Raw genomic sequence first — 24,071 nt, forward strand, 5'->3', positions numbered from 1 at the left:
CTACGGAAAGTACCGGCCCGCAGCATTGGCAGCGAAAGGAATGATCCATGGAGAAACCGCTGACGAATCCGAGCCCCGGCGTGGGCCCCGTGCTGGACAAGTTCAGCGGCGTCAAGCGGATTGCCGTCCTCAGGGGTGGCGGACTGGGCGACCTGATCTATACGTACCCCGCCCTTTATGCGCTGAAGAGCGCGTACCCCGAAGCCAACATCACGCTGCTTGGAACCCCCATCCATGCGGCGGTTGCCGCTGCCACGGAAGGTCCGGTAGACGACGTCGACATGCTTCCCGTGGCCCGGGGTGTACACGACGGCCCGCGCAACGGCGAGCGCTTCGAGGACGATGCCGAGGACGTTGCCGCGCAGGAAGCCTTCTTCGAGGCCATGCGGGCCAGGGAGTTCGATGTTGCGTTCCAAATGCATGGAGGCGGACGTTTTTCCAACCCGTTCCTGCTCCGCCTCGGTGCCCGGCATACCGTGGGCACGCGGACCAAGGACGCGGAGCCGTTGGAGCGGAACCTCGATTACGTCTATTACCAGAACGAGCCGGACCGTTGGTTGGAGGTCGCGGGCCTCGCGGGGGCTCCGAGCATCATCTCCCCTCCCTTGCTCCCCAGCCCCGAGCATCAGCAGAACATCGTGGGCCTGCGGGACCCCGGAAGGACCTCGCTGGTGGTGGTCCACCCGGGTGCCACCGATCCGCGGAGGCGATGGCCGGCGTCGAACTTTGCTGAAGCTGCGGCCGGATTGGCGCGGGAAGGGGCCCAGGTAGTGATCGTGGGCGACCGCTCGGAGAAGGCGCTGGCGCAGGAAGTGGCGGAATTGGCGGTCCGCCAGTTGCCGGCAGCAGAGCACAACGCGGTGCGCTCCGTGGCCGGGGAGCTGGACATTGGCGACCTGGCCGCCCTCCTGGCTGAGGCCACCGTGATGCTCGCCAGCGACAGCGGACCCCGGCACCTCGCCCAGGCAATGGGAACGCCGACGGTTGGCATCTTCTGGGTGGGGAACGTATTCAATGCCGGTCCCCGCGGCCGGAGCATGCACCGTGTCCACATGTCCTGGATGACCCGGTGTCCGCGCTGCGGGGCAGACATCACCCAGGTTGGCTGGACCGCACCGCACTGCGGCCACGACGACACCGTGGTGAGCGGCATCGCCGTGGCCGATGTTGTTCAGGACGTGCTGGACCTTACGGCCACGAGCCTTCTTCTGCGGGGCAGATAAGGAGTTCGCGGACTTCGCTGCCGAACGGCTGCGAAAGGGCGAACACCACGGCCTGTGCCACGTTGGCGGGGTCGTTGAGCTTGGAATCGTCCTGCGGCTTGTACTGCTCATCGCGGTCGTCGAAGAAGTGGGTCTTCATACCGCCCGGGATGATGGTGGTGACGCCAATGACGCCGCCCGTTTCGGCGGCAAGTGCGCGGCTGAAGCCGATTACGCCGAACTTTGAGGCGCAGTACGCCGTGGCATCCGGCAGTGCCCGGAGCCCAAGCGTGGAGGCGATGGTAATGGCCCGGCCCCGGGATTCCTTGAGGTAAGGCAGTGCCGCCCGGACTACGGAAACCGTGCCCATGAGGTTCACTCCGATGACCTTTTCCCATTCTTCCGCCGGGACGTCGCCGAGTTTTCCGCAACGGTCGATGCCGGCAGCGGTCACCACTCCGTCCAGCCCGCCAAGGGTTTCGGCGGCTTCCTTGACGGCGGCTTCCACTGCTTCACGGTTGGAGACGTCCACTTCCAAGGACTTTGCGCCTGCGACGTTGCTGACATCGCGGTCGAAAACGAACGGTGTGCCGCCGGCGTCGCGGATGGCTTCCACGATCGCAGCGCCCAGTCCGGAGCCGCCTCCAGTAACGATGACGCGGCCTGGTGTTTGCGAGTTCATGCGTTTCCTCTCGATTGATGGTTGCTTGTCAGCTGACCTTGGCCAGTGCTTCTGCCAGGCCGCTGGTGGAGCGTGCCGGGTGGAAGGGCACGGTGACGCAGCGCCCTCCCCAACCCGCCACCAGGCGGGCTTCCGGCAATTCTTCGGGGGTGTAGTCGCCACCCTTGACCCAGATATCGGGCTGTATTTGGGTGAGGCAGGCTTCAGGGGTGTCCTCGCCGAACACCACCACGGCGTCCACGCATTCGAGCGCCAGCAGCAGCTCCGCACGGTCTTCCGCGCTGACGATCGGCCGGTACCCGCCTTTGAGCCGCCTCACGGATTCATCCGAGTTCAGGCAAACGATCAGGCAGTCACCCATGCTGCGGGCGGCGGCCAGGGTGCGGGCGTGCCCTGCGTGGAGGAGGTCGAAGCACCCGCCGGTGGCCACCACCGTGCCGCCTCCCGCACGCACGGCCCGGGCGAGTTGGACGCCGTCGGGGTGGAGGTCGCCGGCGTCCACCAGTTCCAGGCCCTTAAGCTCGACGACGGGTCCGGGCTCTGGCGCTTCGGGCTCTGGTGCTTCGGGTCTCGGTGCTTCCACCACCGCCAGCGACGCTGCTCCCCCGTTGGCCAGGAATTCGGACGCATCCTCCACAGCCCGGGTGGCTGCCTGCGCGAGGTCCAGCCCGAGGCCCAGGTGCACGGCCAGGCTCCCAGCCAACCGGTCCCCGGCCCCGCAGGGATCACTGACGTTGGTCTTCGGTGCAGGGATGCCCTGTGCGGCATCACCGGCAGCGAGCAGAAGTGCCCCTTCTTCGCCCCTGGTCACCAGGACGGCAGCACTTCCCCACTTTTCCAGCAGGTACCGGCCGGCTTCTTCCGCACCTGTGCCGGATGGAGCCAAGCCACCGGCTTTTGCCGAGGCCAGTGCCTCAGCCAGGTTGGGCGTGACGACGGCGACCCCGGCCACCGGCTCGGAGCCGGCAGGATGCGGGTCCCACACCACCGGGACGCGGCGCACCGCAGCGGTGAGTGCCGCACGGATATCCGTGTTGGCGGTGATTCCCCGTCCGTAGTCGGCCACCACAATGGCCTCCGCCGAGGCGATGGCCTCGAGCATTTCCGCGGTGCCGGCCGGGACAGGAGCGGGTGAGCATCCTTCGTCGAACCGGACCATGGGATGTGTTCCGATCCGCACGCGCGTCTTGGTGGGCGTCGGGGCGAGCGGGGCTCCGGCGAGCACAGACACACCGGACAGTGCGCGCCGGAGGTGGCTGGCGCCGTCGTCGTTGGACAACGCGGTAACCAGCGAAACGCTGTGGCCGTCCTGGGCCAGCACCGTTGCCACCAGTCCAGCACCGCCTGCACGACGCCGGATGTCGGCTACGTCCACAACCGGCACCGGCGCGTCGGGGCTGAGGCGGGTGGCTGCCCCGTTGATGTCGACGTCAAGGAGGACGTCGCCTACCACTGTGATCCTCATGGCTGCCGCACTCCCACAGAATTCGAGCCGGCCCGCTTGGCGATCTCGGCGTCGAACGCCCGGCACACGGCGTGGATGGCGATGAGGTGGCCTTCCTGGGCGTTCGCCGGGATGGCGTCAACCGTGATGGCCTGATCGCAGGCCTCGGCCAGCGGGTTGGGACCGCTGCCGGTGAGCGCCCAGGTGGCGATGCCGCGTTCCTTGGCCGCACGGACGGCTTTGAGCAGGTTGGGGCTGCGGCCGCTGGTGGAAAGGAGGATGAGGACATCGCCGGCGCGGCCATGGGCCCGGACTTGGCGGGCGAAGACTTCCTCGTAGCCGTAGTCGTTGGCCAGGGCAGTGACGGCGGAGGACTCGGCGTGGAGGGAGATCGCGGAAAAGGGTGCACGCTCCTCATCGAACCTGCCCACGAGCTCGGCCGTCAGGTGCTGCGCCTCAGCCGCCGAGCCGCCGTTGCCCGCCGCCAGCAGGCGTTGGCCGGACAGCAACCGCTGGGCCAGGACAGTTCCCCACTGGGACAAAAGGCCGGACTGCGAGCGCAGGGAGTCCAGGGCGGGCAGGACGTTGTCCAGGTGCTTGGTGACCTCGGCGGCGTGGTTGGAGTCGGTGAGATCGGGCGTCCACCGTGCCGGTACCGTGTCCGGGACGCTGCGCCCGCTGGGAGCTGCGCTGCGTCCGGTGGGGGCTGCGCTGTGCCCGGCGGATATGGCGCCGTCAGCGGTGGAGGGGCGGCTGGTCTTGGTGGTCACAGAGCCTTTGGTGTTCACAGTGCCGTTCCTTCCAGTGGTTCCAAGCCTTCTCCGGCTTGCCGGGTCAATCCCGCGGCCAGGACGGATCGGTACGCTTTCTCGGTATCCGCTGCAATCCGTTCCCAGGAGTAGCGCGAGCGTGCCCGGCGTGCCCCGGCGCGGCCCATGTCCGCACGCAGATCCGGATCCCCCAGCAGCTTTCCGAGCGCTTCGGCCAGCGCTTCAGGATCACGCGGAGGGACGTGCAACCCGGTTTTCTGGTCCACCACGGTTTCCCGCAGGCCGCCCACGGCAGCTGCCACCACCGGAACTCCGCACGCCATGGCTTCAAGGGGCACAATGCCGAAGGGTTCGTACCAGGGTGTGCAGACCACGGCGTCGGCACTGCGGAAGATGGCCGGCATGGCATCCCGGGGAACTTGCCCCCGCATGGTCACCTTGTCCTCCACTCCGAGTTCCTTTGTCATGGCCCGCAGGCGCTGCGCTTCAGGATCTTCCTCGAGGTTCAGGGCATCGCCGGAACCTCCGACGATGAGGAGCTCGACGTCGTTGAAACCCGCCTCTGCCAGGAGAGGCAGGGCCTGGATGATGAGGTCCACGCCTTTGCGTTGCACGAGGCGTCCCACGCTCAGGATGCGGTGCGTGCGGGACTTGGGTTCGGCGTCGGACGTTCCGGGGAACAGCGTAAGGTCCACGCCGCAGGGGGCAATGGAGATTTTGGACCTGCTGATGCCCAGGGCCTTGAGTTCGAAGACCTCGTCCGGGCAGGTGGCAATGACCCAGTCGGCGGTGCGCCCTACCCAGGGTTCCAGCCATTCCCTGGCCGGCGGGCTGGTATCGGCAGCGCCTTGGTGCCGGCGTTTTACCGAGCCCAGGGCGTGGAACGTCTGCACTACGGGAACGGGATCGGCGGCCCCTGTGCGACGCGATGCCTGGATGGCGGCGAGGCCGGACATCCAGAAGTGCGCGTGGAGCACGTCCGGCAGGTCGCCGGCCCAGTCGGCGCAGATCCCGTCGGCCAGCTCTCCCATGTAGGGCAGCAGTTCGTCCTTGGGGATGCGGCGCGCGGGACCGGCATCCACGTGGACAACTGTGAGGCCCGGCCCCACCTCCACCCGCTCTGGTAGCTCGGGGTCATCACGCCGTGTGTACACAGTGACTTGATGGCCGCGATCTGCCAAGGCGGATGAAAGCGCCGCCACATGGACGTTCTGCCCTCCGGCATCAACGCCTCCCAAGGCAGCCAACGGACTGGCGTGTTCGGAGACCATGGAGATTTTCATGGGTGCGTCCTCTCTGTGTCATGGGTGGCGTTGGAGTCATGGGAAGCGTTGGTGTCATGGGTGGCGTTGGAGTCATCGCGGGCGTTGGCGTGATTGCCGGTGTTGGCCTCATGACCGGCGAAAGCTGTTCCGGATTGCGGACGGCTTCCCGGGCGCGTGCCCTTGGGGAGTTCGGCCAGGAGTTCGTCCCAGGCCCGAAGGAATTTGTTCAGCCCATAGCGCTGCAGCGCTGCCTCACGGGCGATCATGCCCATGGCATAGGCGTCGTCCGGATCGTCCAGCAGCCGCCGGGCGAACTTTTGGAGATCGTCGACGTCGTTGGAGACCAGGCCTGCACCGTGCGGGACGGCTCGGCCTGCCTCGGTGGTGGCCAGGGCCAGGACCGGCATGCCAAGGTGCATGGCTTCCAGCAGGGCCAGGCCCAGCGAGGTCCAGCGGAGCGGGTGGAGGTACAGGCGGCAGCGGGCCAGTTCCTGGTGCAGTTTGGGCGCCTGCACGTCACCGGCAATGTGGAGCCGCTCCTCACTGAGTCCGTAGCCCTTCAGGTTCAGCGCCGCGGGCAATGCTTCGGTGCCCATGCCGAACACCCGCAGCGGCCCAACCCCGGCGAATCCGGGCAGGAGGTCGGTTCCGGTGACCCGGCCGCGGCGGACGGGTTCATTGACAACCACTCCCATTTCTTCCTGTTCACCGGTGTACAGGTGCCCGGGATCGGGGATGCCGTGCTCGATCACCGTGGTGGTTGCAGTGCCGGTGTCCCAGAAGAGCTGGTTGAAGTGGGTTACGTGGACAACGGGGATGGTGCCCTGGTCCGCCAGGGGGTGCAAGGTAAAGGGGACGTCACCCTTGGGAGTGTTGTGTTCCAGGTACACGGCGGGGAGGTCAACGCCCGGCCGGCGGCCCAGCGACCGGGCTACCGCGGCGATTTCTTCAGGGCGCTGAAGCACAACAGCGTCAACGCTCGCAGGGTCCAACGTTTCCAGGTCAACTTCAATCGCGGCGGCAGGCCAGTCCCGGCCACCGCGCCCCAAACCCCATGCGCCGCCGTCGGACGATGCCGGCAGCAGGTATTCGTGCCGGCCACGGACGAACGCTTCCATCCATCCGCCGTGGACGTGCCACACCAGGATCCTCATGGTTTCCAAACCTTTCGTCGGGTGGACAGGGAGGACACGCCTCCCAGGAGCCTTTCAACAGCTTCGACAACCTGCTCCGGGGTTACCGAGCTCAGGCACGGATGCCCGGGAACCGGGCAAACACGGGCCCGGGAGTTCTTGCAGGCGGCTTCCTGGTCTCCCAGCAGTTCCAGCGGAACTCCGTAGGGCGCCCATCGGATAGCCGGAACAACCGGGGAGAACAGGCACACCACGGGTGTTCCGACTGCTGCGGCCAGGTGGGCGGGTCCGGTGTTGCCGGTGACCACGACGGCGGCTCCCGCCAGTACCGCTGCGAGCGTCCGCAGGTTGGTTCCGCCGCCGAGGTTCCTGGCGGAAGGGCCGGCCACCGTTGCCGTGAGTGAGGTTTCGCCCGGTCCGCCCGTGACCACTACCCGGTGTCCGTACGCTTCAAGGAGTTCCACGGTTGCTGCATGGTGAAGTGCCGGCCAGGCCCTGGCGGGAGCGGCGGATCCGGGGTGGACCACTATGTACGGTCCTTCATCAGCCAGTTCCCCGGCCACCCCTTCAGGGTCCGGGCCGGAGGTGATCCGCAGCTTTCCGTCGTCGCCATTGGGAAGCACATAGCCGCCGGCCTCAGCAATGGTGAGTGCACGGACTGCTTCGGGCTGGTCCTCGGGAAAGTCCTCCCCGGGCTTCAGCCGGACGTCCAGGAGCGAGCCGGCATAGTCCGTTGACGCACCCGTGATCTTCTTGACGCCCGCCAACCGCAACAACATGGCCAACGGAAGGGGCGACTGATGGAAGGACGTCAGGATGACTGCTTCCTGTATCCGGGAGCTGCGGACAAAATCGATCAGGCCACGGGTCATCTCTTCCGTGACAGGTGGTGCCGGGTTCACAATCCACGGGCAGGCCCACGTATGGACTTGGGTCACTCCGGGGAGCATTTCCGCCGCGCTGGATCCTTCCGGACCGCAGAGCAGGACCACGTCGTTGGGCCTGCTGCCATCGGGGCGGCTTCCGTTGGCCACGGCGCGAAGGGCCGGTCCCGAGAGGAGGACATCGCCCATGCTGTCCAGGCGGGCTACCAGGACGCGGCTCATACAGGGGCTCCCTGTTCTTTCAGGACCCCGGAGAGCAGGAGCTCAACGGCCTGGCCCAGGTCCTCGGCAACAATGGCGGCGGCCTCTACCTCCTCCTGCCGGGTCACTGCGGTGGGCACCAGCACAGAACGTGCTCCTGCCGCAGCGGCCGCTTCCATGTCGGCCCCGATGTCACCCACAACGGCAACCTCGTGCGGCATGAACCCCAAAGTGCTGCACGCTCCCAGGATCATTCCGGGCGCAGGCTTACGGCAGTTGCAGCCGTCCCGGGGTCCGTGCGGGCATACTTCCCACACGTCGAACGGACCCAGCACCTCGTCCACACGCTGGTTGACGGAGTGCATCTGCTCCAACGTCAACAGCCCACGCGCCACGCCCGACTGGTTGGTCACCACTCCTGTGGCCAGCCCTGCCCGGCGGACTTTCTGCAATGCTTCGAGAGCCCCGTCCATGGGCCGCACCAGCTGCGGATCACCGTTATAGGGCACGTCAACAACCAGTGTTCCATCGCGGTCAAACAGGACCGCCTTCAACGTTACGGTTCCTCCCATACCCGCAACGTTCCCCAGTTCTCCGGACGCTAAACAGCGCGGCGGTGAGAAGTTTCCTCCCGCTAGACTCCTAGCGGGAGGCCACTATGACCACAGCTTTGGACAATCTCGAGAACAACGATCAGCCCCTGCTGCTTGCCCTGCGCGCGCTCAAGCTTGGCGACCTCCTGGTCGCAGTTCCGGCGCTCCGTGGCTTGCGCCAGGCCTTTCCTGAACACAGGATCGTGTATGCGGCGCCCGCCTGGATCGGTGAGGCTTTGGAGCTGGTGGGCGGTATCGACCACCTGCCGACCCCCGGGCTTGATGACCCGTTGACAGTCCCACGGCGTGTTGTGGATATCGCGGTCAATCTTCATGGAAACGGTGCCGAGAGCCGGCTCCGGATCGAGGAATTGCAGGCCAACAGGGTGGTGGCGCATGCCTCCGCCGACACCGACGGCCCTGAATGGATCACCGGCATCCCTGAACGCGAGCGCTGGACGCGGCTGCTGAACTGGCACGGCATCGACGCCGATCCGCTGGACTACCGGCTGAACCGCCCGGCCGTTCCGTCACCGCGCCCCGGCGCCACGGTGATCCATGTTGGCGCCGCCTACGGCAGCCGTTTGTGGCCGGTGGAACGGTTCGCGGACGTGGCGGTGGAGCTGACTGCGGCCGGGCACGAGGTAGTTCTCACCGGCGGCAACTCCGAGCGTGCCCGGGCAGAGGAGACTGCTGCTTTGGCGAAACTCAAAGGAGCAAACCTCGACGACGGCCTGCTGGCGGGGCGGCAAGGCCTCGCCGAATTCGCGGCGACCATTGCCGAAGCCCGCTTGGTGGTCTCGGCCGACACCGGCGCGGCGCACTTGGCATCCGCCTATGAGCGGCCCTCGGTGGTGCTGTTTGGTCCCGCCCCGGCCAAAGAGTGGGGACCGCCGCCCGGACCGCACGTGGTGCTGACCGCCGTCGAACTCCGACGCGGCGATGTGTTCTCCGCCGATCCTGATCCGGCGCTGCTGGCGGTGGGTGTGGGCGACGTGTTGGAGGCCGTGGAGCGGCTCGATTGCTAGCGGGCTCTTTGCTGTTGCCTCCTCAGCGGGCCGTGGCGTCCTTCAGGTTGGCCTCTTCGTCCAGCAACTGGGTCTGGAGTGAGACCAGGATCTTGGACAACTTCCGCGATACCTGCATCTGCGACATCCCCAGGGCCTCCGCGATGGTGGACTGGGTTTCCTCGCGGTAGTAGCGCCTGTACAGCAGGTGCCGGTCTTCCGGGCTCAGGTCCCGGATGGCGTTGCGGAGGGCCAGCACGTCCTCGAGCCGCTCAGTGGGGCAGCCGAAAGCCGAGAGGGTGCCCGGCAGTCCGTCCCGGCCATCGGATGCCGGGGCGTCCAGGGAATCGGGTCGTTTGCTGGTACCGGCCATCAAGGCTTCACGCACTTGGCAGGGCTCCAGGTGGAGGTCTTCGGCCACTTCCTCGGGGGACGGCGTCCGTTGCAGGGATTGGGTCAGTTCCTCTGTCCGTGCCAGGACTTGGCGCCGGACGTCCTGGATGGTCCGGGGCGGGCGGACAACCCAGCAGTGGTCCCGGAGATAGCGTTTGACCTCGCCGGCGATGGTAGGTGCGGCGTAGGCCGGGAAACTGACGCCCTTGGATTCGTCATAGCCCCGCGATGCCTTGATGAGGCCCATGTACGCAACCTGCCTGACGTCGTCGAGGTCGTGCGTGTGGGCTGAGTATCTGGCGGCGATGGACTTGGCCAGATTGAGGTGGTCCAGGACCAGGCTGTCCTGAAAGCTCTGGCGAATGCTGCCTTCAGGTTTAGCTGCGGACGTCCTCTTGCGGAGGTCAAGTTGTTGGGTCTGTCCCATGGGGCTTCAATCCTCTGACCGGCTGAAAGTGAGCCCACGGCAAGACTCCTTAAAAAGAGAAGCACACTTACTATTAGCTTTCAACGGGTTCCCGGGGTTAGTCTCGAAAGGTAGCCGGAATCAGGGATCGGAGTTCCTCATGGAAGACCCCCAGCTTGCAGAGCCTTCTACGGTCGTGGCCGATATCCAGGACCTGCTGCTCGACACGCCTGATGTGGAAGCGTTCCTGGAGGAACTGGCAAGGCACTCAGCGGCCTTGTTCAGCTCCCCTGGCAACGAGGTTTACTGCGGCATCACCTTGATGCGGCATCGCTCCGCAGGCACCGTGGCCAGCAGCGGCGAGCGCGCCCGAATGCTCGATGAATTGCAGTACAACTTCAACGACGGGCCCTGCCTGCGCGCCTGCCGTGAAATTACCCAGGTCCACATCCCTGACTTCGACAAGGACAACACCTGGCCGGAGTACAACAAGCTGGTCACCGAAAACGGCATCCGGTCCGTGCTGGCCGTACCGTTCCCCCTCAGCGACGAGGCCGCCAGGGCTGGACTCAACCTCTATTCCGAGCACCCCAACGCCTTTGACCAGGCCGCCGTGCAACGCGCCAACGACTACGTGGAACAGGCATCCAAGGGCATGCGCCTGGCGGTCCTGATCGCACAGCACAGCCAAACTGCCGCTAACCTGCGGGCGGCCATGGAATCGCGGACCGTGATCGACATTGCCACCGGCATCATCATCGCCCAAAACCGCTGCACCCAGGAGGAGGCAATCGAACTCATCAAAAAAGCCTCAAGCAACCGGAACGTCAAGCTGCGGGTGGTTGCCCAGGCCATTGTTGAGTCGGCCGGCGGAGGGCAAATCCAGACCGTGTTTAAGTAGGAGCTGGGTTCAAACAGGCGCTGGGTTCAAACAGGCGCTGGCCAGTCCCACCCCGACGGTGGGCCGGGGCGGGACGAGTGGCTGTTACAGCAGGCTGCGCAAAACCTGCGCCGCGCCGTCGTCGAGCACTGACGCGGTGACCTCGTCCGCAACGGCGATGACCTCATCGGGAGCCTGGCCCATGGCGACGCCGCGACCGGCCCACGTGAGCATCTCGATGTCGTTGCGGCCATCGCCCACGGCAACCGTGTTGGCTTGGTCCGTGCCGAGCTTCCCACGCAACGCCTCAAGGGCACTGGCCTTGGTGACACCCTCGGCGGCAATGTCCAGCCAAGCCGTCCAGCCTACGGAGTACGTCACGCCTGACAGCCCGATGTGCTTGATGGCCTCGTTGAATTCATCAGAGGTGTTCTCGCTGCTGAAGACCACCACGCGGACCGCGGTGGCATCCAACATGGTCTGGAAATCCACGCCGATGGATTCAACGCCAAAGCTGGCATCCTGGAAACGCTCCGTGGAGAGGAAGTTTCCGTCCTCGTCTTCCAGCGCGTACTTGGCATTGGGAAGCCGTTCGCGCAGCGCCTTCAGGGCCGGAGCGGGATCGAAGGTTGCTTTGTGGATGATCTCGTAACCCTTGTCCAAAGAAGGATCCAGGTGAAGGGTCACGCCGCCGTTGCAGCACACCGCGTAGCCCCGCTCGAGGCCGATCTGCTGGATGATGGGCAGGGTTGCATTGAGTGAGCGGCCCGTGGCAATCATGACGTCGTGCCCGGCGGCAACCACTGCCTGCGCAGCGGAGCGGACAGCCGGGGACATGTGGCCGTCGTGGTCCACCAGGGTGCCGTCAACGTCCAAGGCGATCATGAGGTTGTTGTTGTTATTTGGCTGGTCATCGATGCCAGCAACTGGAGTATCAGTCAAAATAGTCATACTTACAGTAGAGCAGACACCTCCGACACTGAACTAGGACCGGCGCCACAGCGGTGGATTAACGCACCGTGAACAGTCGGGTCAGTCGGGTCAGTCGGGTCAGTCGCTCTGTTCCCGGCCGCTCCGAAGGATCACGAGTTGCCGGGTGGCCCGGGTCATGGCGACGTAGCGGTCCACGGCGCCTTCGATGCCCCCGGTTCCTGAGGTGGCACCGGTTCCTGAGCTGGCAGCGGTTCCCGAGCCGGCACCGGTTCCTGCACCGGCACCGAAATCCTCCGGATCAATGAGGACCACGAGGTCGAATTCCAGGCCCTTGGACAACTCAGGGCTGAGCCAACTGACGCGGTCCCGTTCGCCCGCGGCCATGGCTCCCGGCCGGCTGATAACGCAAGCGATGCCTTCGGGGTTTTGGCCGAGCCAGTCATCCAGGATGGTGCTGAGCGCTCCGGTTCCTGCATGGAGCACGGGAATGCCGGTCCTGCGGACCGACCTTGGCACGTTGGCGTCCGGGAGGGCGGCCCTGATGACCGGTTCAGCTTCAGCCATAACTTCCTGGGGAGTGCGGTAGTTGATGCTGAGGCCGGCCACCGTCACCGCGCCCAGGCCCACCCGCTCCAGCCGTTGCTCCCAGGTTTCCGTGAACCCGTGCCTGGCCTGGGCGCGGTCGCCCACCACCGTGAAACTCCGTGAAGGGCAGCGAAGCAGGAGCATCTGCCACTCAGCGTCCGTCAACTCCTGTGCCTCGTCCACCACGATGTGCGCAAACGGCCCGGCCAGGACGTCCGGATCGACGGACTCCACAGCGTCCAGGTCCACCAACTTTTCGCGCATGTCATCGCCGCGCAGCATGTACATCTCAAGGTTCTCGGAATCATCAGCAGCGATGAGGTCATCCACCACCCGATCCATCAGCTCCTTTTCAGAGGCGAGAGCTGCTGCCTGCTGCCGCTTTCGCCGTGAAGCTTCAGGGTCGCCGAGGCGTTGGCGGGCTGCGTCCAAAAGCGGCAGATCCGCCGTCGTCCATTCTTCCGCGCCGTGACGCTTCAGCGCTGCCCTTTCAGCGGGTTGCAGCCAGGGTGCACACATCGCCAGGTAAGCCGGTACCCGCCACAGGTCCGCCACCAACGCCGGGTAGTCAAGGAGTGGCCAGGCCTTGGCGAATGCTGTTCGCAGTTCCCCGTTGCCGGTTAGCGCGCGGCGAAGAATGCTGTCCGGAACGTCATACTCCGCCAGCTTGTCCACGAGGATCGCGAGCAGTGCATCCCACACGTCCTCGCGGGCTTCGTTGTGCGGGGTGCCGGCTTCTGCGGCGTCGAAGGCCTCTGCCCAGTCCTCGCTGCTGAGCCAAACGTCGGCATAGGGCGTCTCCACTTCCATGCCCTCGGCCGGCGGCTCCTCATAAAACGCCGCCGCACGCTCAATGGCTTTCACCATCCCGACGGACGACTTCAGCCGCACCACTTCAGGATCGCTTTCGACGACGGCCGTGGCACCTTCCGGAACCAGGTCCCGCAGCGTGCACGTCTGCACTCCTTCTTCGCCCAGGCTCGGAAGGATGTCGGCCACGTAGGCCAAATATTGCTGATGCGGGCCGACGAACAGGACATCACTCCTGCGGTGGTTGCCGCGGTGACTCAACCGGGGATCCGAATAGAGGAGGTATGCCGTCCTGTGCAGCGCCACCACCGTCTTTCCGGTACCGGGACCGCCGTCCACCACCAAGGCGCCACGCGAGCCGGCACGGATGATCCGGTCCTGGTCCGCCTGGATGGTCCCCAGCACGTCCCGCATCCGCGACGAGCGGCTGCTGCCCAAGCTGGCGATAAAAGCAGACTGGTCATCAAGGGCCGCGTTGTTTTCCAAGTCCTCGGCAGTAAACACCTCGTCCCAATAATCGCTGACCCTGCCGCGCGTCCAGCGGTACCTGCGGCGGTTGGCCAAGCCCATGGGATTCGCGTGGGTCGCTCCGAAGAAGGGTTCGGCTGCCGGTGAGCGCCAGTCGATCAGGAGCCGGCGGCCGTCCTTGTCAGTCAGGCCAAGCCTGCCGACATAGACCGCCTCTGAACTGTCCGCGCCCACCATCCTGCCCAGGCAAAGGTCCAGTCCGAACCGCCTTAGGGCCCGCAGCCGCGCAGTGATCCGATGGATCTCCTGGTCCCGGTCCAAAGCCGCCTGCCCACGGCCTCCAGGCTGCTTTCGCGCGGCATCGAGGCGGACGGACAACTCCATGATTTGTTCCGCCAGGCTGGCCCTGATGGCTTCGAACTGCTGCTCGTCATCGCCGATCAACGTCGGATCGGCCTTGCGTGCCAGATGCTGGGGCAAGGCGAAGGCACTGGTTTTCAATGGGCTGGTTTCGGGCATCACACGACTCCCTTTTCCTTTGGTGATGGGGTTCGTGGATCAATTGTTCGGCACGCAGGGGGCCTTGCCGCAAGCCCCCGTGTGGGTTATAAATTGAATATGGAAGGGATGATTTCCCTTCCTTTTTTGTGCCCGGTTTTGTGCCCGGTTTTGTGCCCGGTACCGAATTCAAGCAGCTTGGCTCGCGCGGGGCTTAGGGTAGGCGGATGTTCCCACGAATGACCGGTGCCCAGCTGTCAGCCCTCTACGACGCCAACAATGAGTGGGCCGGGGACGATGACTTCTTCCTTGCCTTCGTGAATGAGCGGCCAAGCAGCCGGGTGCTGGACCTGGGCTGCGGCACCGGGCGGATGACCTTGGCGGTTGCAGCCGCCGGCCATCGCGTTGTTGGCATCGACCCGAACCCTGATTCCCTGGCATCTGCCCGCATGAAACCGGGGGCTGAACAGGTGACGTGGATAGATGGCACATCGGCGGCGATCCCCGGCGGCGCCACGTTTGACGTGGCCATCATGACCGCGCACGTGGCCCAGGCGATTAACGACGACGGCGACTGGTCCCGCACGCTTGCCGACGTCCACCGTTCGCTCGTACCCGGGGGCCGGTTGGTGTTCGATTCCCGCGACCCTGCGGCGCGCGCATGGGAGCACTGGACTCCGGCCAGGACGCGTCGCGTACACACGCTTCCCGACTCATCCTTGGTGGAAGCATGGGCCAAAAGCACCCCGGAATTGGAAGGGCGCGTTACCCTCACCGAGTACCGGGCCGTCAACGGGAGCATCCCTGAAACGGAGACCTCGGTCCTCGCATTCCGCACCGAAGCCCAGCTGCGGCAGGATCTGGAAACGGCCGGTTTCACAGTTGAGCGTGTCTACGGCGGATGGGCCGGCGAAGACGTGGGCTCCGGGCAGGGCGAACTGATCGTGGTTGCGCACAAAGCCGCCTAGGGGTTACTCAGATACCCCACCCTGGTTTCGAAAAATCCCGCCCCTGTCCGTCACGCGGGCCATACAACGGCGGGCGCAACGAACGGGGACGGGATCCGCCAAAAACTAGAGAACCGGCAAAACCTCAAGCCCGCCAAGGTACTTCTGCAGTGCCTTGGGAACGTTGACGGAGCCGTCCGGGTTCTGGTGGTGCTCAAGGATGGCAACGATCCAGCGCGTGGTGGCCAGGGTGCCGTTCAGCGTGGCAACCGCGCGGGTTCCCTTGGCAACACCTTCGTCGTTGACCACGCGTTCGCGGATGTTGAGCCGGCGCGCCTGGAACGTGGTGCAGTTGGAGGTCGAGGTGAGCTCGCGGTAGGCATTTTGGGTGGGTACCCAGGCTTCGCAGTCGAACTTGCGGGCCGCGGACATGCCGAGGTCACCGGCGGCGGTGTCGATCACGCGGTAGGGAAGCTCGCACTTGGCCAGCATTTCCTCTTCCCACGCCAGCAGGCGCTCGTGCTCAGCTGCCGCTTCTTCAACCGTGGTGTAGATGAACATCTCCACCTTGTTGAACTGGTGCACACGGATGATGCCGCGGGTGTCCTTGCCATGCGAACCGGCCTCACGGCGGTAGCAGGAGCTCTGGCCCGCGTAACGGATGGGACCGGCAGAGAGGTCCAGGATCTCGTCCGCGTGGTAACCGGCGAGGGCCACCTCCGAGGTTCCCACAAGGTAAAGGTCGTCTTCAGCGAGACGGTAGATCTCGGCGTCGTGCTTGACATCAAAACCGGTGCCCTGCATGGTCTCGGGGCGCACCAGAGTGGGGGTGATCATGGGGACGAAGCCGGCGTCGATGGCCTGCTCCATGGCCATCTGCAGGAGCGCCATTTCCAGGCGGGCACCCACGCCGCGGAGGAAGTAGAAGCGTGAGCCCGAAACCTTGGCACCGCGTTCCATGTCGATCGCGCCGATCAGCTCACCGATTTCCAGGTGGTCCTTGGGCTCGAAGTCCGTGAATTCGCGGGGAGTACCAACGGTTTTGACCACCACGTAATCGTCCTCGCCGCCCTCGGGGACACCGTCCACTACGAGGTTGGGGATGACCCGGAGCAGCTCTTCCTGCTTGGCTTGCGCAGCGGATGCTTCAGCGGCAGCGGCTTTGACCGAGTTGGCCAGTTCCTTGACCTCGGCCAGCAAGGCCTGCTTTTCCTCGCCCTTGGCCTGCGCCACCTTCTTGCCGAACGCGTTCTGCTCGGCACGGAGCGTCTCGTGGCGGATCAGCGCAGCGCGGCGATCGGAGTCAGCGGAGATGATCGCGTCCACAACGGACTCGTCGGCGCCACGGGCGCGCTGGCTGGCACGGAACTTGTCCGGATTTTCGCTGAGGTCTTTTACGTCGATCACCAGACAAGAGTATCGAATCCGCCGCGGATTTCCGGTCCGCAGCGGGCAAAGGCCGCCGGTCCAGGACGCGCGGCAGGGATGGACCCGCCCAGGAGGATAGTGTTGGAGCACCATGAGCGACTGGATCCTGTACGTGATTCTCGCTGGGGGCGTGGCTTTTGCCGTCTCCAGTTGGTGGGGTGTGCGCCGATTGAAAGCCCGGCACATCAGGAGCGCGGTCCGGGAGGATGCCCACAAGCCAGGCGCCGGCGACCAACGCGTGGCCGTCATCCTCAACCCGGTGAAAAACAACGCCGAAGCCGCCCGCCAAGCCATCATCGACGCCTGCGACCTCGCCGGATGGGATGCACCCAAATTCTTTGAAACCACGGTGGAAGATCCCGGATACGGCCAGTCGCGCCAAGCGCTGGCTTACGGGGCCGACGTCGTACTGGCGTGCGGCGGTGACGGCACCGTGCGCGTTGTGGCGGAGTCGCTGGCGCACAAGAACGTTGCCATGGGCCTCATCCCGTTGGGGACCGGAAACCTGCTGGCGCGCAACGTGGATCTGGACGTCACAGACCTTGCCGATTGCATCCAGGTGGCACTGTTCGGCCACCAGCGCTACATCGACACCGCCACCATGGGCGTGGACAACGACATCACCGGTGAATCCGCGGAACATACATTCCTGGTCATCGCCGGGATGGGCCTGGATGCCGAGGTTGTTGGCGACACCAAGGACAATCTCAAGAAGAGCGTCGGATGGCTGGCCTACACCGAAGCCGGCGTCCGCCACCTGCCTGGCCGGCGTAAACGCGTCACCATCACCATGGATGACCAGCCCGAGCAATCACGGAAAATCCGCAGCGTGCTGTTCGCCAACTGCGGCTTGATTCCCGGCGGCATCGACTTCATTCCGCAGGCCATGATCGATGACGGAATGCTGGACATCGTGGTGATGAGCCCACGCAGCGCTTTCGGCTGGCTGGCCATGTACACCAAGGTCCTTTTCAAGCACAACGCAAACCTGCCGATGATGAGCTTCTACCGCTCCGGCAAGGTCATCATCCGCAGCCAGGAACCCATGGCAACACAGCTCGACGGCGACCCCTCAGGCGAGGCGACAACCGTCACCGTGCAAGTGGAGCCGTCGTCCCTGCTGGTACGCGTGCCGAAAGCCCGGACTGCCTAGCCTGACCTGGACCGCCTAAAGTGTGCCGGACTGCCTAGAGTGTGCCGACATCCGGCTGGGCGGCGTTCCTTTCGGCTTCCTCGGTAGCTGCCTTGGCTGCAGCGCGGGCCTCGGCCTGCTCCTTGATCATGGCTTGTTCTTCTTCAAAGCGGAGCCGGTCTGCACGATCGGCTTCATCGCCATTCCAGTCGTCCTGGTTTTCGCCTTTGGGCTTCGGATTGACGATCATGCCCTGGCCATCTTTGTCATCCCGGTGGACGGACATGACCGCTCCTTTCACTTGGCATTCATCCATCGTTTATGGATCAGGCAAGCATACGCACAGAAGCATCCTTGCGAAAGGGCAGACGCTTCGCTTGTGGACAGGTGGCTAGGAACCCTTCAGGATCGACTCAACCCACGCGTGTGCGGAGGCAAAAGCGGCGTCGGAAGTGTGCGGAGCTACCACTGCCGGCTGTTTGTCGGCCCGGGCGTAGGACCCCAGGAACCGCGTTGCCGGGCTGATGCGGTGGAGGCCCGCGAGGGCGTCCGCTACGCGTGAATCCGTGGCATGGCCATCAGCGTCGATGCTGAAGAAGTAGTGGCCCAGGTACTGCCCCGTGGGCCTTGATTCGATGCGGCTGAGGTTCACGCCGCGGGAGGCGAACTGGTCCAGGATTTCCATGAGGGCGCCGGGGTGGTCCTCCGGCAACGGGACCACAACCGTGGTTTTGTCCGCGCCGGTCCGGTCCGGGAGTAGGCCGGGCTTGCTCACCAGGATGAACCGCGTGACGGCTTCGGGGTTGTCGCCAATATCCTCAGCCAGGACGTTCAGGCCGGGTTGTCCTGCAGCAACCAACGGACCACATATGGCGGCGTCATACGGAGCGTCGTCCTCCAGCAGGCCCATGGCGGATGCCGCCGTCGACGATCCCGGAACGTAATCGGCGTCCGGAAGGTGCTCATCCGCCCAGAGGCGGCACTGCGCCCACGCGTGGCCATGGGTGGAGATTCGTTTGATGTCGGAAAGTCCGACGCCGGGCCTCGCCACGAGCACGAAGGTGATGGGCACCAGGGCCTCGCGGATGATCCGCAGCTCCTGGCCTGTGGCGATCGCGTCCAAGGTGGCAGTGACCCCGCCCTCCACCGAGTTCTCGATGGGGACCATGGCTGCGTCAGCCTCGCCGGCACGGACCCGTTCCAGTGCTGTGTTGACGTTGGTGCAAGGAATTCGATGAGCGTCAGCAGCCCCGGGAACCTGCAGGAGGGCGGCTTCGGTGAAGGTGCCCTCCGGGCCAAGGAAGGTATAGGTAACTGCGGTCATCTGTAAATATTCCTTGCTGGTTATATACGAAGGCTAGAGGACAACCGGCTTCAACCCGTTGTCCGAAACCATTGGCTTTCCGGCCTCGAACCACATATCCATGCCGCCGGCCACATTCACTGCCGAGTAGCCCTGGCCCACCAGCCACTGGACCGCGCGGAAGGAGCGGCCACCGGTCCGGCAGATGACAAAGAGGTCGTCGTCAGGATCAAGCTCGTCCAAGCGGGCAGGCAACTGGTCCAAGGGAATGTGGCGGGCGCCCTCAGCATGGCCGGCCACCCACTCGTAGTCTTCGCGGACGTCCAGAATGCTGGCGTCGGCCGGAATGTCGCCCACAGGCACGGTATCGAAGTCGCTCATGGCGGTCCTTTCCCATCGATTAAGTCCAGGATCCAGCCTAGTCCCCGGCACACGGCACCGTAACTTCACCGGTGGACCGAGCTTGCTTCCCGACGCGCTGAAGCTAAGACTGGGAGCCAAGCACTCCCCCACCACTGGCGCGTTAGGAGTACCCCATGGCTGCTGGGCACCCCACCATTCTGGCGACATCCGGCGGCTACAAGCCGGGCGGCCGCACCAGGATCGAGTTCAACCACTTGATGCACTATGCCGTGGAGTTGTCCGGCGTCACGGGCAGGGCGCCCCGCGTCACACATCTCGGCACGGCGTCCGGTGACCAACGTTGGTGGGCCGCCGAAATGGACCAGGCTGCGCGCATTGCCGGCTTCGATTTCAGCCATCTCAACCTTTTCACCATGCCAAATATTGAGGATCCTGAAGCCCATCTGCTGGAGCAGGACGTGGTGTGGGTCCATGGCGGTTCAGTGGTGAACCTGCTGGCGGTCTGGCGTGCCCACGGACTGGATGAAATCCTGCGAAAGGCCTGGGAAAGCGGCGTGGTGCTGGCCGGGGTCTCCGCCGGTTCCATCTGTTGGTACCAGGGCGGTGTTACCGATTCTTTTGGCCCTGAACTCAAGCCTGTCACCAACGCACTCGGCTTCCTCCCCTACGGAAACGGAGTCCACTATGACTCTGAACTGCGGCGCGCACCGGCCATCCACCGGCTCGTGGCCAACGGCACGTTGGGCGAGACGCACTGCACGGACGACGGGGTGGGGCTGGTTTACCGTGGCACGGAACTTGTGGAGGTGGTGTCCGAGGTGAAGAACAAAGCGGCCTTCCGGGTGACGGCAGGGGCCGGCGAGAGCGTGGATGCTGTTGCTGTGGAGGAACGGTTGGAGTCGCGTTTCCTTGGCTGATCCTTACGTGCATGACATATCGCGAATGACGGCTGTTGAGCTCCGTGATGCCCTGGCCTCCGGAGAGCTCTCCGCCAGCGAGGCCGCTACCCATTTCCTTGAGATCATCGAGTCCCGGAACAAGCAACTGGGCTCTTTTCTCACGGTCACAGCTGACCAGGCCTTGGCTGACGCCGCAGCAGCAGACCACCTGCACGCCGGGCTGGTGAAGGAAGGGCGCCGGGAAGACCTCCCCCTACTTCACGGCATGCCGATCGCGTTCAAGGACCTCACCGACGTTGCGGGTGTTCCCACCACCCATGGCAGCGCCGCGTTGGAACACAAACCTGCGCCCGAAGACGGTGCCCTTGCGGCAGGCCTGAAGGCCCAAGGTGTCATCTCCCTGGGCAAGACCCAGGTCCCGGAATTCGGGCTGACCGCCTACAGCGAAAACCGCGTGGCACCGCCGTCGCGCAATCCACACGCCTTGGGCCGCAGTTCCGGCGGGTCCTCCGGCGGGAGCGCTGCCGCGGTTGCTGCGGGACTTGTTCCGTTCGCGCCAGGGACCGACGGCGGCGGCTCCATCCGTATTCCGGCCGGCGCCTGCGGGCTGGTCGGCCTGAAACCCGGAAGGGGCTTGGTGCCGTCCGGTGCGGGCGCGGGCGATGCTGCCAAGCTCGTTGTCGCCGGCCCCCTCGCGAGGACCGCTGCGGATGCGGCGCTGCTGATGGACGCGCTGGTCCCCCGGCATGAAGCACCCGACGGCGGATACCTCGCCAATGTTGGGCGGGCGCCCGAAGCCCTGAGAATCGGAGTGACCCTGGATAGCCCATGGGCCGGTACCTACCCGTTCGAGGTCGAACAGGAAGCCATGGACGCCTTGGCTTTGGGGATCAAACTGCTGGAAAAGGCGGGCCACAGCGTTGGTGAAGCCGAAATCCGCTATGACAACCGCTATCCCGAAGCGTTTACGGCCGCCTGGACCGCCGGCGTCGGAAGCGCCCGGATAGCACCCCAACGTGAGGCGTTGCTGACCCCGCTGACCCGGACTTTCCGGCGTCGTGCGCAGCAGCGGAGCGCGTTGAAGGTCAACGAGGCCCTGCAGTTCCTGCGGCAGTTTGAGCACGACACCATCGCGCAGTACTCGGACTGGGACCTCATGCTCATGCCCACCTTGGCGCAAACACCACGGCCGATCGGGTGGTTCACCGGTGGCGGCCACAGTGGTGAGCCTTGGCCGAGCGAGTGGGCCGGAGACGCTGATGAGGACTACAAACGGCAGTGCCAATACGCACCCTGGTCCTCCATGGTGAACGTGTGCGGACTCCCGGCCATCAGCATCCCGGTGCACACAACCCATGGCGGCCTGCCCCTGGGGATCCAGCTCATTGGCATGCCGGGATCTGAGCTGCTGCTCCTTCAGCTCGCGGCGGTCCTGGAGAACCGCTGAACCTGCTGTCTAACATATGGAAACTGGTTGCCTCGGGCATATATCGATGTGACAATGCCCGCAGTCAGTGCCAGCATTGAGAAAATGAGCACACCTCAAACCACGGCTGAGTCCGCAAAGCCAGCGGGCGATACGTCATTCTTCGGCCACCCAAAGATGTTGGCCAGCCTCTTCTCCGTGGAAATGTGGGAGCGATTCTCCTTCTACGGCATGCAGGGAATCCTGCTCTACTACATGTACTTCACCGCCGAGCAGGGCGGCCTTTCCATCGACCAGGGCCTCGCCGCTGGTTTGGTGGGTGCGTATGGTGGTGGCGTTTACCTGTCGACGATCCTCGGTGCATGGCTCGCCGACCGTCTCTTCGGCTCCGAAAAGGTCCTGTTCGGCTCGGCCATCATGATCATGGCCGGCCACATTGCGCTGGCACTCCTGCCGGGCATTCCGGGCTTGATCGCGGGCTTGGTGCTGGTGGGCATCGGCTCCGGCGGCCTGAAGGCCAACGCCACAGCCCTTGTAGGCAGCCTGTATGGCGAGAAGGACGAGCGTCGCGACGCCGGCTTCTCCATCTTCTACATGGGCATTAACATCGGTGGGCTCATCGGCCCGCTGGTGACCGGCTGGCTGCAGACGAGCTACGGCTTCCACGTCGGGTTCGGCGCCGCGGCCGTGGGCATGGCGATCGGCCTGGTCATCTACTCGCTGGGTCGCAAGCGCCTTCCCGAGGAAGCCCACCGCGTTCCCAACCCGCTCCCGTCAAAGGACCGCACCAAGTACGGCCTGATTTTCCTGGGCATCCTGGTCATCATCGGCGTCCTGCTCGGCACGGGACTCGTCAACGCCAACAACCTGGCCAGCAGCATGGCCTACGCCGCAATCGGCGCCGCGGTGGTCTACCTGTTCCTGATCTTCCGCAGCCCGCTGGTCACCGGCGTGGAGCGCAAGCGCGTGATCGCGTTCATCCCCTTGTTCATCGCATCGGCCGGGTTCTGGGCACTGTTCCAGCAGCAGTTCACCTTCATCGCTGTGTACTCCCAGGAGAAGCTGGACCGCAACCTGTTCGGCTGGGAAATGCCGGCGGCCTGGGTCCAGTCCATCAACCCGGTGTTCATCATCATCTTTGCCGGCGTCATGGCTGCCCTCTGGACCAAGCTGGGTTCCAAGCAGCCGAGCTCCCCGCTGAAGTTCGCCGCGGGTCTGTTGATCATGGGCTTGGCATTCCTGGCGTTCATCCCGCTGGCCGGCGAAGGCAAGACGCCCCTGCTTGCTCTGGTGGGCATCCTGTTCATGTTCACCCTGGCGGAACTGTTCCTCTCCCCCATTGGCCTGTCCGTGAGCACCAAGCTGGCCCCGCAGGCGTTCCACACGCAGATGGTGGCCTTGTTCTTCCTGTCCGTCTCGCTCGGCACCACCCTCGCCGGCATCCTCGCAGGCCTCTACAACCCCAAGGATGAGCTCCCGTACTTCCTGGGCATTGGAGGCGTGGCTGTGGTCCTGGCCGTTGGCATGGCTGCGGCATCTCCGGCCATCAAGAAGCTGATGGGCGGCGTCCGGTAGCCCGCTCGGCTGACGTTAACCAACGACGGCGACCCTCGCCTCCGGTGGGATTCCCACCAGAGGCAAGGGTCGCCGTCGTACGTTTTTGCTTAGTAGTTGTACCTGCTGGTTGAGGCTCCGATCGCGGCGAAGAAGATAATGCCGAAGATCACCGTCAACGCAATGCCGATGTACCCCATGACCAAACCGGCGATCGCCATGCCCTTGCCTGCGGGCTCGCGCTTGAGGCCGAGGTGACCCAGGATCACTGCGGCGATCTGCGGAAGGATGAAGAATCCGAAGCCCACAAAAATGGCAATTCCACAGCACATGCTGGCAATGCTCAGGCCCTTGGGCTCGGCCTGCATGGCGTAGTACGCGGGCTGGCCGTAGGGTGACTGCGGCTGACCATAAGGCTGCTGGCCGTACGGCTGCTGGTTGAATGCCTGCTGCTGGTACGGGCTGGGCGGCTGGCCGTACGGGGAAGCGGGCTGCTGGCTGTAGTCGCCCGGCGTGTAAGTGCTGGCGGGCGGCTGCGGCTGCGAGTAGAAGTCGTTCTGGCCCTGGGCGTTCTGCGTGTACGGGTCTTGACCGTGCGCGCTCTGCTCGTACGGCGGGAGGGGCTGCGTGGCGTTGGCGCCCTGGTCTGCGTCGGATTGGCCCGCGCTGTAGTCCGGCGTTGTGTCGCCCGGCGTGCTGTGGCCCGGCGTGCTCGATTCGGGGGCGCTGAACTGTGCGGGCGGGACGTACTGGGGCGGTTCGTAGCCCGCCGGCTTGTCTTCGTTGCCCTTGGATGGCTGATCTGACATAGGAATCCCCCTGAAAGTGGTCTTTGCTCCCCACACTACCGCCGTCCGGGGCGCCA

Annotated in this window: 23 protein-coding genes; 8 read left to right on the forward strand and 15 right to left on the reverse strand. The window is 64.9% G+C overall.

The window, feature by feature from the left end; genetic code table 11:
- The first annotated feature begins 47 nt into the window (after positions 1–47).
- On the forward strand, positions 48–1,223 hold the full coding sequence (locus AC6JA3_RS21135) for a glycosyltransferase family 9 protein (RefSeq protein ID WP_347782230.1): 1,176 nt from the start codon (positions 48–50) through the stop codon (positions 1,221–1,223).
- Here AC6JA3_RS21135 and AC6JA3_RS21140 read toward each other — a convergent pair.
- Genes AC6JA3_RS21140 through AC6JA3_RS21170 form a run of 7 tightly spaced genes read right to left on the reverse strand, consistent with a single transcriptional unit; the run spans position 1,189 to position 8,153 of the window.
- Positions 1,189–1,884 carry an SDR family oxidoreductase gene (locus AC6JA3_RS21140; protein WP_347782231.1) on the reverse strand — a complete coding sequence of 232 codons (696 nt, stop codon included), beginning with the start codon at positions 1,882–1,884 and terminating at the stop codon, positions 1,189–1,191. The two genes, AC6JA3_RS21135 and AC6JA3_RS21140, sit on opposite strands and share 35 nt — an antisense overlap.
- A gap of 28 nt (positions 1,885–1,912) precedes the next feature.
- Positions 1,913–3,349: a PfkB family carbohydrate kinase gene (locus tag AC6JA3_RS21145; RefSeq protein WP_347782232.1), complete on the reverse strand. Its 1,437-nt coding sequence runs from the start codon at positions 3,347–3,349 to the stop codon at positions 1,913–1,915.
- Positions 3,346–4,056, reverse strand: coding sequence for a D-sedoheptulose-7-phosphate isomerase (locus AC6JA3_RS21150; protein ID WP_347783612.1), 711 nt, complete (start codon positions 4,054–4,056; stop codon positions 3,346–3,348). Before AC6JA3_RS21150 ends, AC6JA3_RS21145 begins: the two co-directional genes overlap by 4 nt.
- 56 nt (positions 4,057–4,112) lie before the next feature.
- On the reverse strand, positions 4,113–5,381 hold the full coding sequence (locus AC6JA3_RS21155) for a glycosyltransferase (protein ID WP_347782233.1): 1,269 nt from the start codon (positions 5,379–5,381) through the stop codon (positions 4,113–4,115).
- Complete coding sequence (locus AC6JA3_RS21160) at positions 5,378–6,517, reverse strand: glycosyltransferase (protein ID WP_347782234.1); 1,140 nt, start codon at positions 6,515–6,517, stop codon at positions 5,378–5,380. Before AC6JA3_RS21160 ends, AC6JA3_RS21155 begins: the two co-directional genes overlap by 4 nt.
- Positions 6,514–7,602 carry a glycosyltransferase family 9 protein gene (locus AC6JA3_RS21165; RefSeq protein ID WP_026540894.1) on the reverse strand — a complete coding sequence of 363 codons (1,089 nt, stop codon included), beginning with the start codon at positions 7,600–7,602 and terminating at the stop codon, positions 6,514–6,516. The genes AC6JA3_RS21160 and AC6JA3_RS21165 overlap by 4 nt, the downstream gene beginning before the upstream one ends.
- The gene (locus AC6JA3_RS21170) at positions 7,599–8,153 is read right to left on the reverse strand and encodes a D-glycero-alpha-D-manno-heptose-1,7-bisphosphate 7-phosphatase (protein ID WP_347782235.1); all 555 of its coding nucleotides are present in this window, start codon (positions 8,151–8,153) and stop codon (positions 7,599–7,601) included. The genes AC6JA3_RS21165 and AC6JA3_RS21170 overlap by 4 nt, the downstream gene beginning before the upstream one ends.
- An 86-nt stretch (positions 8,154–8,239) precedes the next feature.
- Here AC6JA3_RS21170 and AC6JA3_RS21175 point away from each other — a divergent pair, with 86 nt between their 5' ends.
- Positions 8,240–9,202, forward strand: coding sequence for a glycosyltransferase family 9 protein (locus AC6JA3_RS21175; protein ID WP_347782236.1), 963 nt, complete (start codon positions 8,240–8,242; stop codon positions 9,200–9,202).
- Positions 9,203–9,224: 22 nt separating this feature from the next.
- Here AC6JA3_RS21175 and AC6JA3_RS21180 read toward each other — a convergent pair whose 3' ends face one another.
- Positions 9,225–10,001 carry a sigma-70 family RNA polymerase sigma factor gene (locus tag AC6JA3_RS21180; RefSeq protein ID WP_347782237.1) on the reverse strand — a complete coding sequence of 259 codons (777 nt, stop codon included), beginning with the start codon at positions 9,999–10,001 and terminating at the stop codon, positions 9,225–9,227.
- Positions 10,002–10,140: 139 nt separating this feature from the next.
- On the opposite strand from AC6JA3_RS21180, the gene AC6JA3_RS21185 reads away from it, so the two are divergent.
- Complete coding sequence (locus tag AC6JA3_RS21185) at positions 10,141–10,881, forward strand: GAF and ANTAR domain-containing protein (RefSeq protein WP_026540898.1); 741 nt, start codon at positions 10,141–10,143, stop codon at positions 10,879–10,881.
- 84 nt (positions 10,882–10,965) lie between these two features.
- Here the strand turns inward: AC6JA3_RS21185 and AC6JA3_RS21190 are convergent, their stop codons facing one another.
- Both AC6JA3_RS21190 and helR read right to left on the reverse strand, forming a co-directional pair.
- On the reverse strand, positions 10,966–11,811 hold the full coding sequence (locus tag AC6JA3_RS21190) for a Cof-type HAD-IIB family hydrolase (RefSeq protein WP_026540899.1): 846 nt from the start codon (positions 11,809–11,811) through the stop codon (positions 10,966–10,968).
- 99 nt (positions 11,812–11,910) lie between these two features.
- Positions 11,911–14,175 carry an RNA polymerase recycling motor ATPase HelR gene (gene helR, locus AC6JA3_RS21195; protein WP_026540900.1) on the reverse strand — a complete coding sequence of 755 codons (2,265 nt, stop codon included), beginning with the start codon at positions 14,173–14,175 and terminating at the stop codon, positions 11,911–11,913.
- A gap of 206 nt (positions 14,176–14,381) precedes the next feature.
- Between helR and AC6JA3_RS21200 the strand changes: the two genes are divergently transcribed.
- Positions 14,382–15,122, forward strand: a complete 741-nt coding sequence (locus tag AC6JA3_RS21200; RefSeq protein ID WP_026540901.1) for a class I SAM-dependent methyltransferase — start codon at positions 14,382–14,384, stop codon at positions 15,120–15,122.
- A gap of 105 nt (positions 15,123–15,227) precedes the next feature.
- Here the strand turns inward: AC6JA3_RS21200 and serS are convergent, their stop codons facing one another.
- Entirely contained in the window at positions 15,228–16,508 is a 1,281-nt protein-coding gene (serS, locus tag AC6JA3_RS21205) for a serine--tRNA ligase (RefSeq protein WP_026540902.1), read from the reverse strand.
- 112 nt (positions 16,509–16,620) lie between these two features.
- Between serS and AC6JA3_RS21210 the strand changes: the two genes are divergently transcribed.
- Entirely contained in the window at positions 16,621–17,682 is a 1,062-nt protein-coding gene (locus AC6JA3_RS21210; protein WP_026540903.1) for a diacylglycerol/lipid kinase family protein, read from the forward strand.
- 34 nt (positions 17,683–17,716) lie between these two features.
- Here the strand turns inward: AC6JA3_RS21210 and AC6JA3_RS21215 are convergent, their stop codons facing one another.
- The 3 genes from AC6JA3_RS21215 to AC6JA3_RS21225 form a co-directional block, all read right to left on the reverse strand.
- Complete coding sequence (locus AC6JA3_RS21215) at positions 17,717–17,947, reverse strand: hypothetical protein (protein WP_026540904.1); 231 nt, start codon at positions 17,945–17,947, stop codon at positions 17,717–17,719.
- A gap of 105 nt (positions 17,948–18,052) precedes the next feature.
- A complete protein-coding gene (gene pheA / locus AC6JA3_RS21220; protein WP_026540905.1) occupies positions 18,053–18,985 on the reverse strand; it encodes a prephenate dehydratase in 933 nt (310 codons plus the stop codon).
- A gap of 33 nt (positions 18,986–19,018) precedes the next feature.
- A complete protein-coding gene (locus tag AC6JA3_RS21225; RefSeq protein ID WP_026540906.1) occupies positions 19,019–19,345 on the reverse strand; it encodes a rhodanese-like domain-containing protein in 327 nt (108 codons plus the stop codon).
- Positions 19,346–19,500: 155 nt separating this feature from the next.
- On the opposite strand from AC6JA3_RS21225, the gene AC6JA3_RS21230 reads away from it, so the two are divergent.
- Genes AC6JA3_RS21230 through AC6JA3_RS21240 form a run of 3 tightly spaced genes read left to right on the forward strand, consistent with a single transcriptional unit; the run spans position 19,501 to position 23,227 of the window.
- Entirely contained in the window at positions 19,501–20,244 is a 744-nt protein-coding gene (locus AC6JA3_RS21230) for a Type 1 glutamine amidotransferase-like domain-containing protein (RefSeq protein ID WP_026540907.1), read from the forward strand.
- Between the two features lie 25 nt (positions 20,245–20,269).
- Positions 20,270–21,673 (forward strand): amidase, encoded by a 1,404-nt coding sequence (locus AC6JA3_RS21235; protein WP_347782239.1) that lies wholly within the window; start codon positions 20,270–20,272, stop codon positions 21,671–21,673.
- A gap of 54 nt (positions 21,674–21,727) precedes the next feature.
- A complete protein-coding gene (locus AC6JA3_RS21240; protein ID WP_026540909.1) occupies positions 21,728–23,227 on the forward strand; it encodes a peptide MFS transporter in 1,500 nt (499 codons plus the stop codon).
- A gap of 89 nt (positions 23,228–23,316) precedes the next feature.
- Here AC6JA3_RS21240 and AC6JA3_RS21245 read toward each other — a convergent pair whose 3' ends face one another.
- Positions 23,317–24,015, reverse strand: coding sequence for a DUF4190 domain-containing protein (locus tag AC6JA3_RS21245; RefSeq protein ID WP_347782240.1), 699 nt, complete (start codon positions 24,013–24,015; stop codon positions 23,317–23,319).
- Between the last annotated feature and the right edge of the window lie 56 nt (positions 24,016–24,071).

It is taken from the genome of Arthrobacter sp. TmtSoilC79 (assembly GCF_059739405.1).

Coding starts and splice junctions, on each gene's coding strand:
- AC6JA3_RS21135 (WP_347782230.1), top strand. CDS start 48: ATGGAGAAACCGCTGACGAATCCGAGCCCCGGCGTGGGCCCCGTGCTG.
- AC6JA3_RS21140 (WP_347782231.1), bottom strand. CDS start 1,884: ATGAACTCGCAAACACCAGGCCGCGTCATCGTTACTGGAGGCGGCTCC.
- AC6JA3_RS21145 (WP_347782232.1), bottom strand. CDS start 3,349: ATGAGGATCACAGTGGTAGGCGACGTCCTCCTTGACGTCGACATCAAC.
- AC6JA3_RS21155 (WP_347782233.1), bottom strand. CDS start 5,381: ATGAAAATCTCCATGGTCTCCGAACACGCCAGTCCGTTGGCTGCCTTG.
- AC6JA3_RS21160 (WP_347782234.1), bottom strand. CDS start 6,517: ATGAGGATCCTGGTGTGGCACGTCCACGGCGGATGGATGGAAGCGTTC.
- AC6JA3_RS21165 (WP_026540894.1), bottom strand. CDS start 7,602: ATGAGCCGCGTCCTGGTAGCCCGCCTGGACAGCATGGGCGATGTCCTC.
- AC6JA3_RS21170 (WP_347782235.1), bottom strand. CDS start 8,153: ATGGGAGGAACCGTAACGTTGAAGGCGGTCCTGTTTGACCGCGATGGA.
- AC6JA3_RS21175 (WP_347782236.1), top strand. CDS start 8,240: ATGACCACAGCTTTGGACAATCTCGAGAACAACGATCAGCCCCTGCTG.
- AC6JA3_RS21180 (WP_347782237.1), bottom strand. CDS start 10,001: ATGGGACAGACCCAACAACTTGACCTCCGCAAGAGGACGTCCGCAGCT.
- AC6JA3_RS21185 (WP_026540898.1), top strand. CDS start 10,141: ATGGAAGACCCCCAGCTTGCAGAGCCTTCTACGGTCGTGGCCGATATC.
- AC6JA3_RS21190 (WP_026540899.1), bottom strand. CDS start 11,811: ATGACTATTTTGACTGATACTCCAGTTGCTGGCATCGATGACCAGCCA.
- helR (WP_026540900.1), bottom strand. CDS start 14,175: ATGCCCGAAACCAGCCCATTGAAAACCAGTGCCTTCGCCTTGCCCCAG.
- AC6JA3_RS21200 (WP_026540901.1), top strand. CDS start 14,382: ATGTTCCCACGAATGACCGGTGCCCAGCTGTCAGCCCTCTACGACGCC.
- AC6JA3_RS21210 (WP_026540903.1), top strand. CDS start 16,621: ATGAGCGACTGGATCCTGTACGTGATTCTCGCTGGGGGCGTGGCTTTT.
- AC6JA3_RS21215 (WP_026540904.1), bottom strand. CDS start 17,947: ATGTCCGTCCACCGGGATGACAAAGATGGCCAGGGCATGATCGTCAAT.
- pheA (WP_026540905.1), bottom strand. CDS start 18,985: ATGACCGCAGTTACCTATACCTTCCTTGGCCCGGAGGGCACCTTCACC.
- AC6JA3_RS21225 (WP_026540906.1), bottom strand. CDS start 19,345: ATGAGCGACTTCGATACCGTGCCTGTGGGCGACATTCCGGCCGACGCC.
- AC6JA3_RS21230 (WP_026540907.1), top strand. CDS start 19,501: ATGGCTGCTGGGCACCCCACCATTCTGGCGACATCCGGCGGCTACAAG.
- AC6JA3_RS21235 (WP_347782239.1), top strand. CDS start 20,270: ATGACGGCTGTTGAGCTCCGTGATGCCCTGGCCTCCGGAGAGCTCTCC.
- AC6JA3_RS21240 (WP_026540909.1), top strand. CDS start 21,728: ATGCCCGCAGTCAGTGCCAGCATTGAGAAAATGAGCACACCTCAAACC.
- AC6JA3_RS21245 (WP_347782240.1), bottom strand. CDS start 24,015: ATGTCAGATCAGCCATCCAAGGGCAACGAAGACAAGCCGGCGGGCTAC.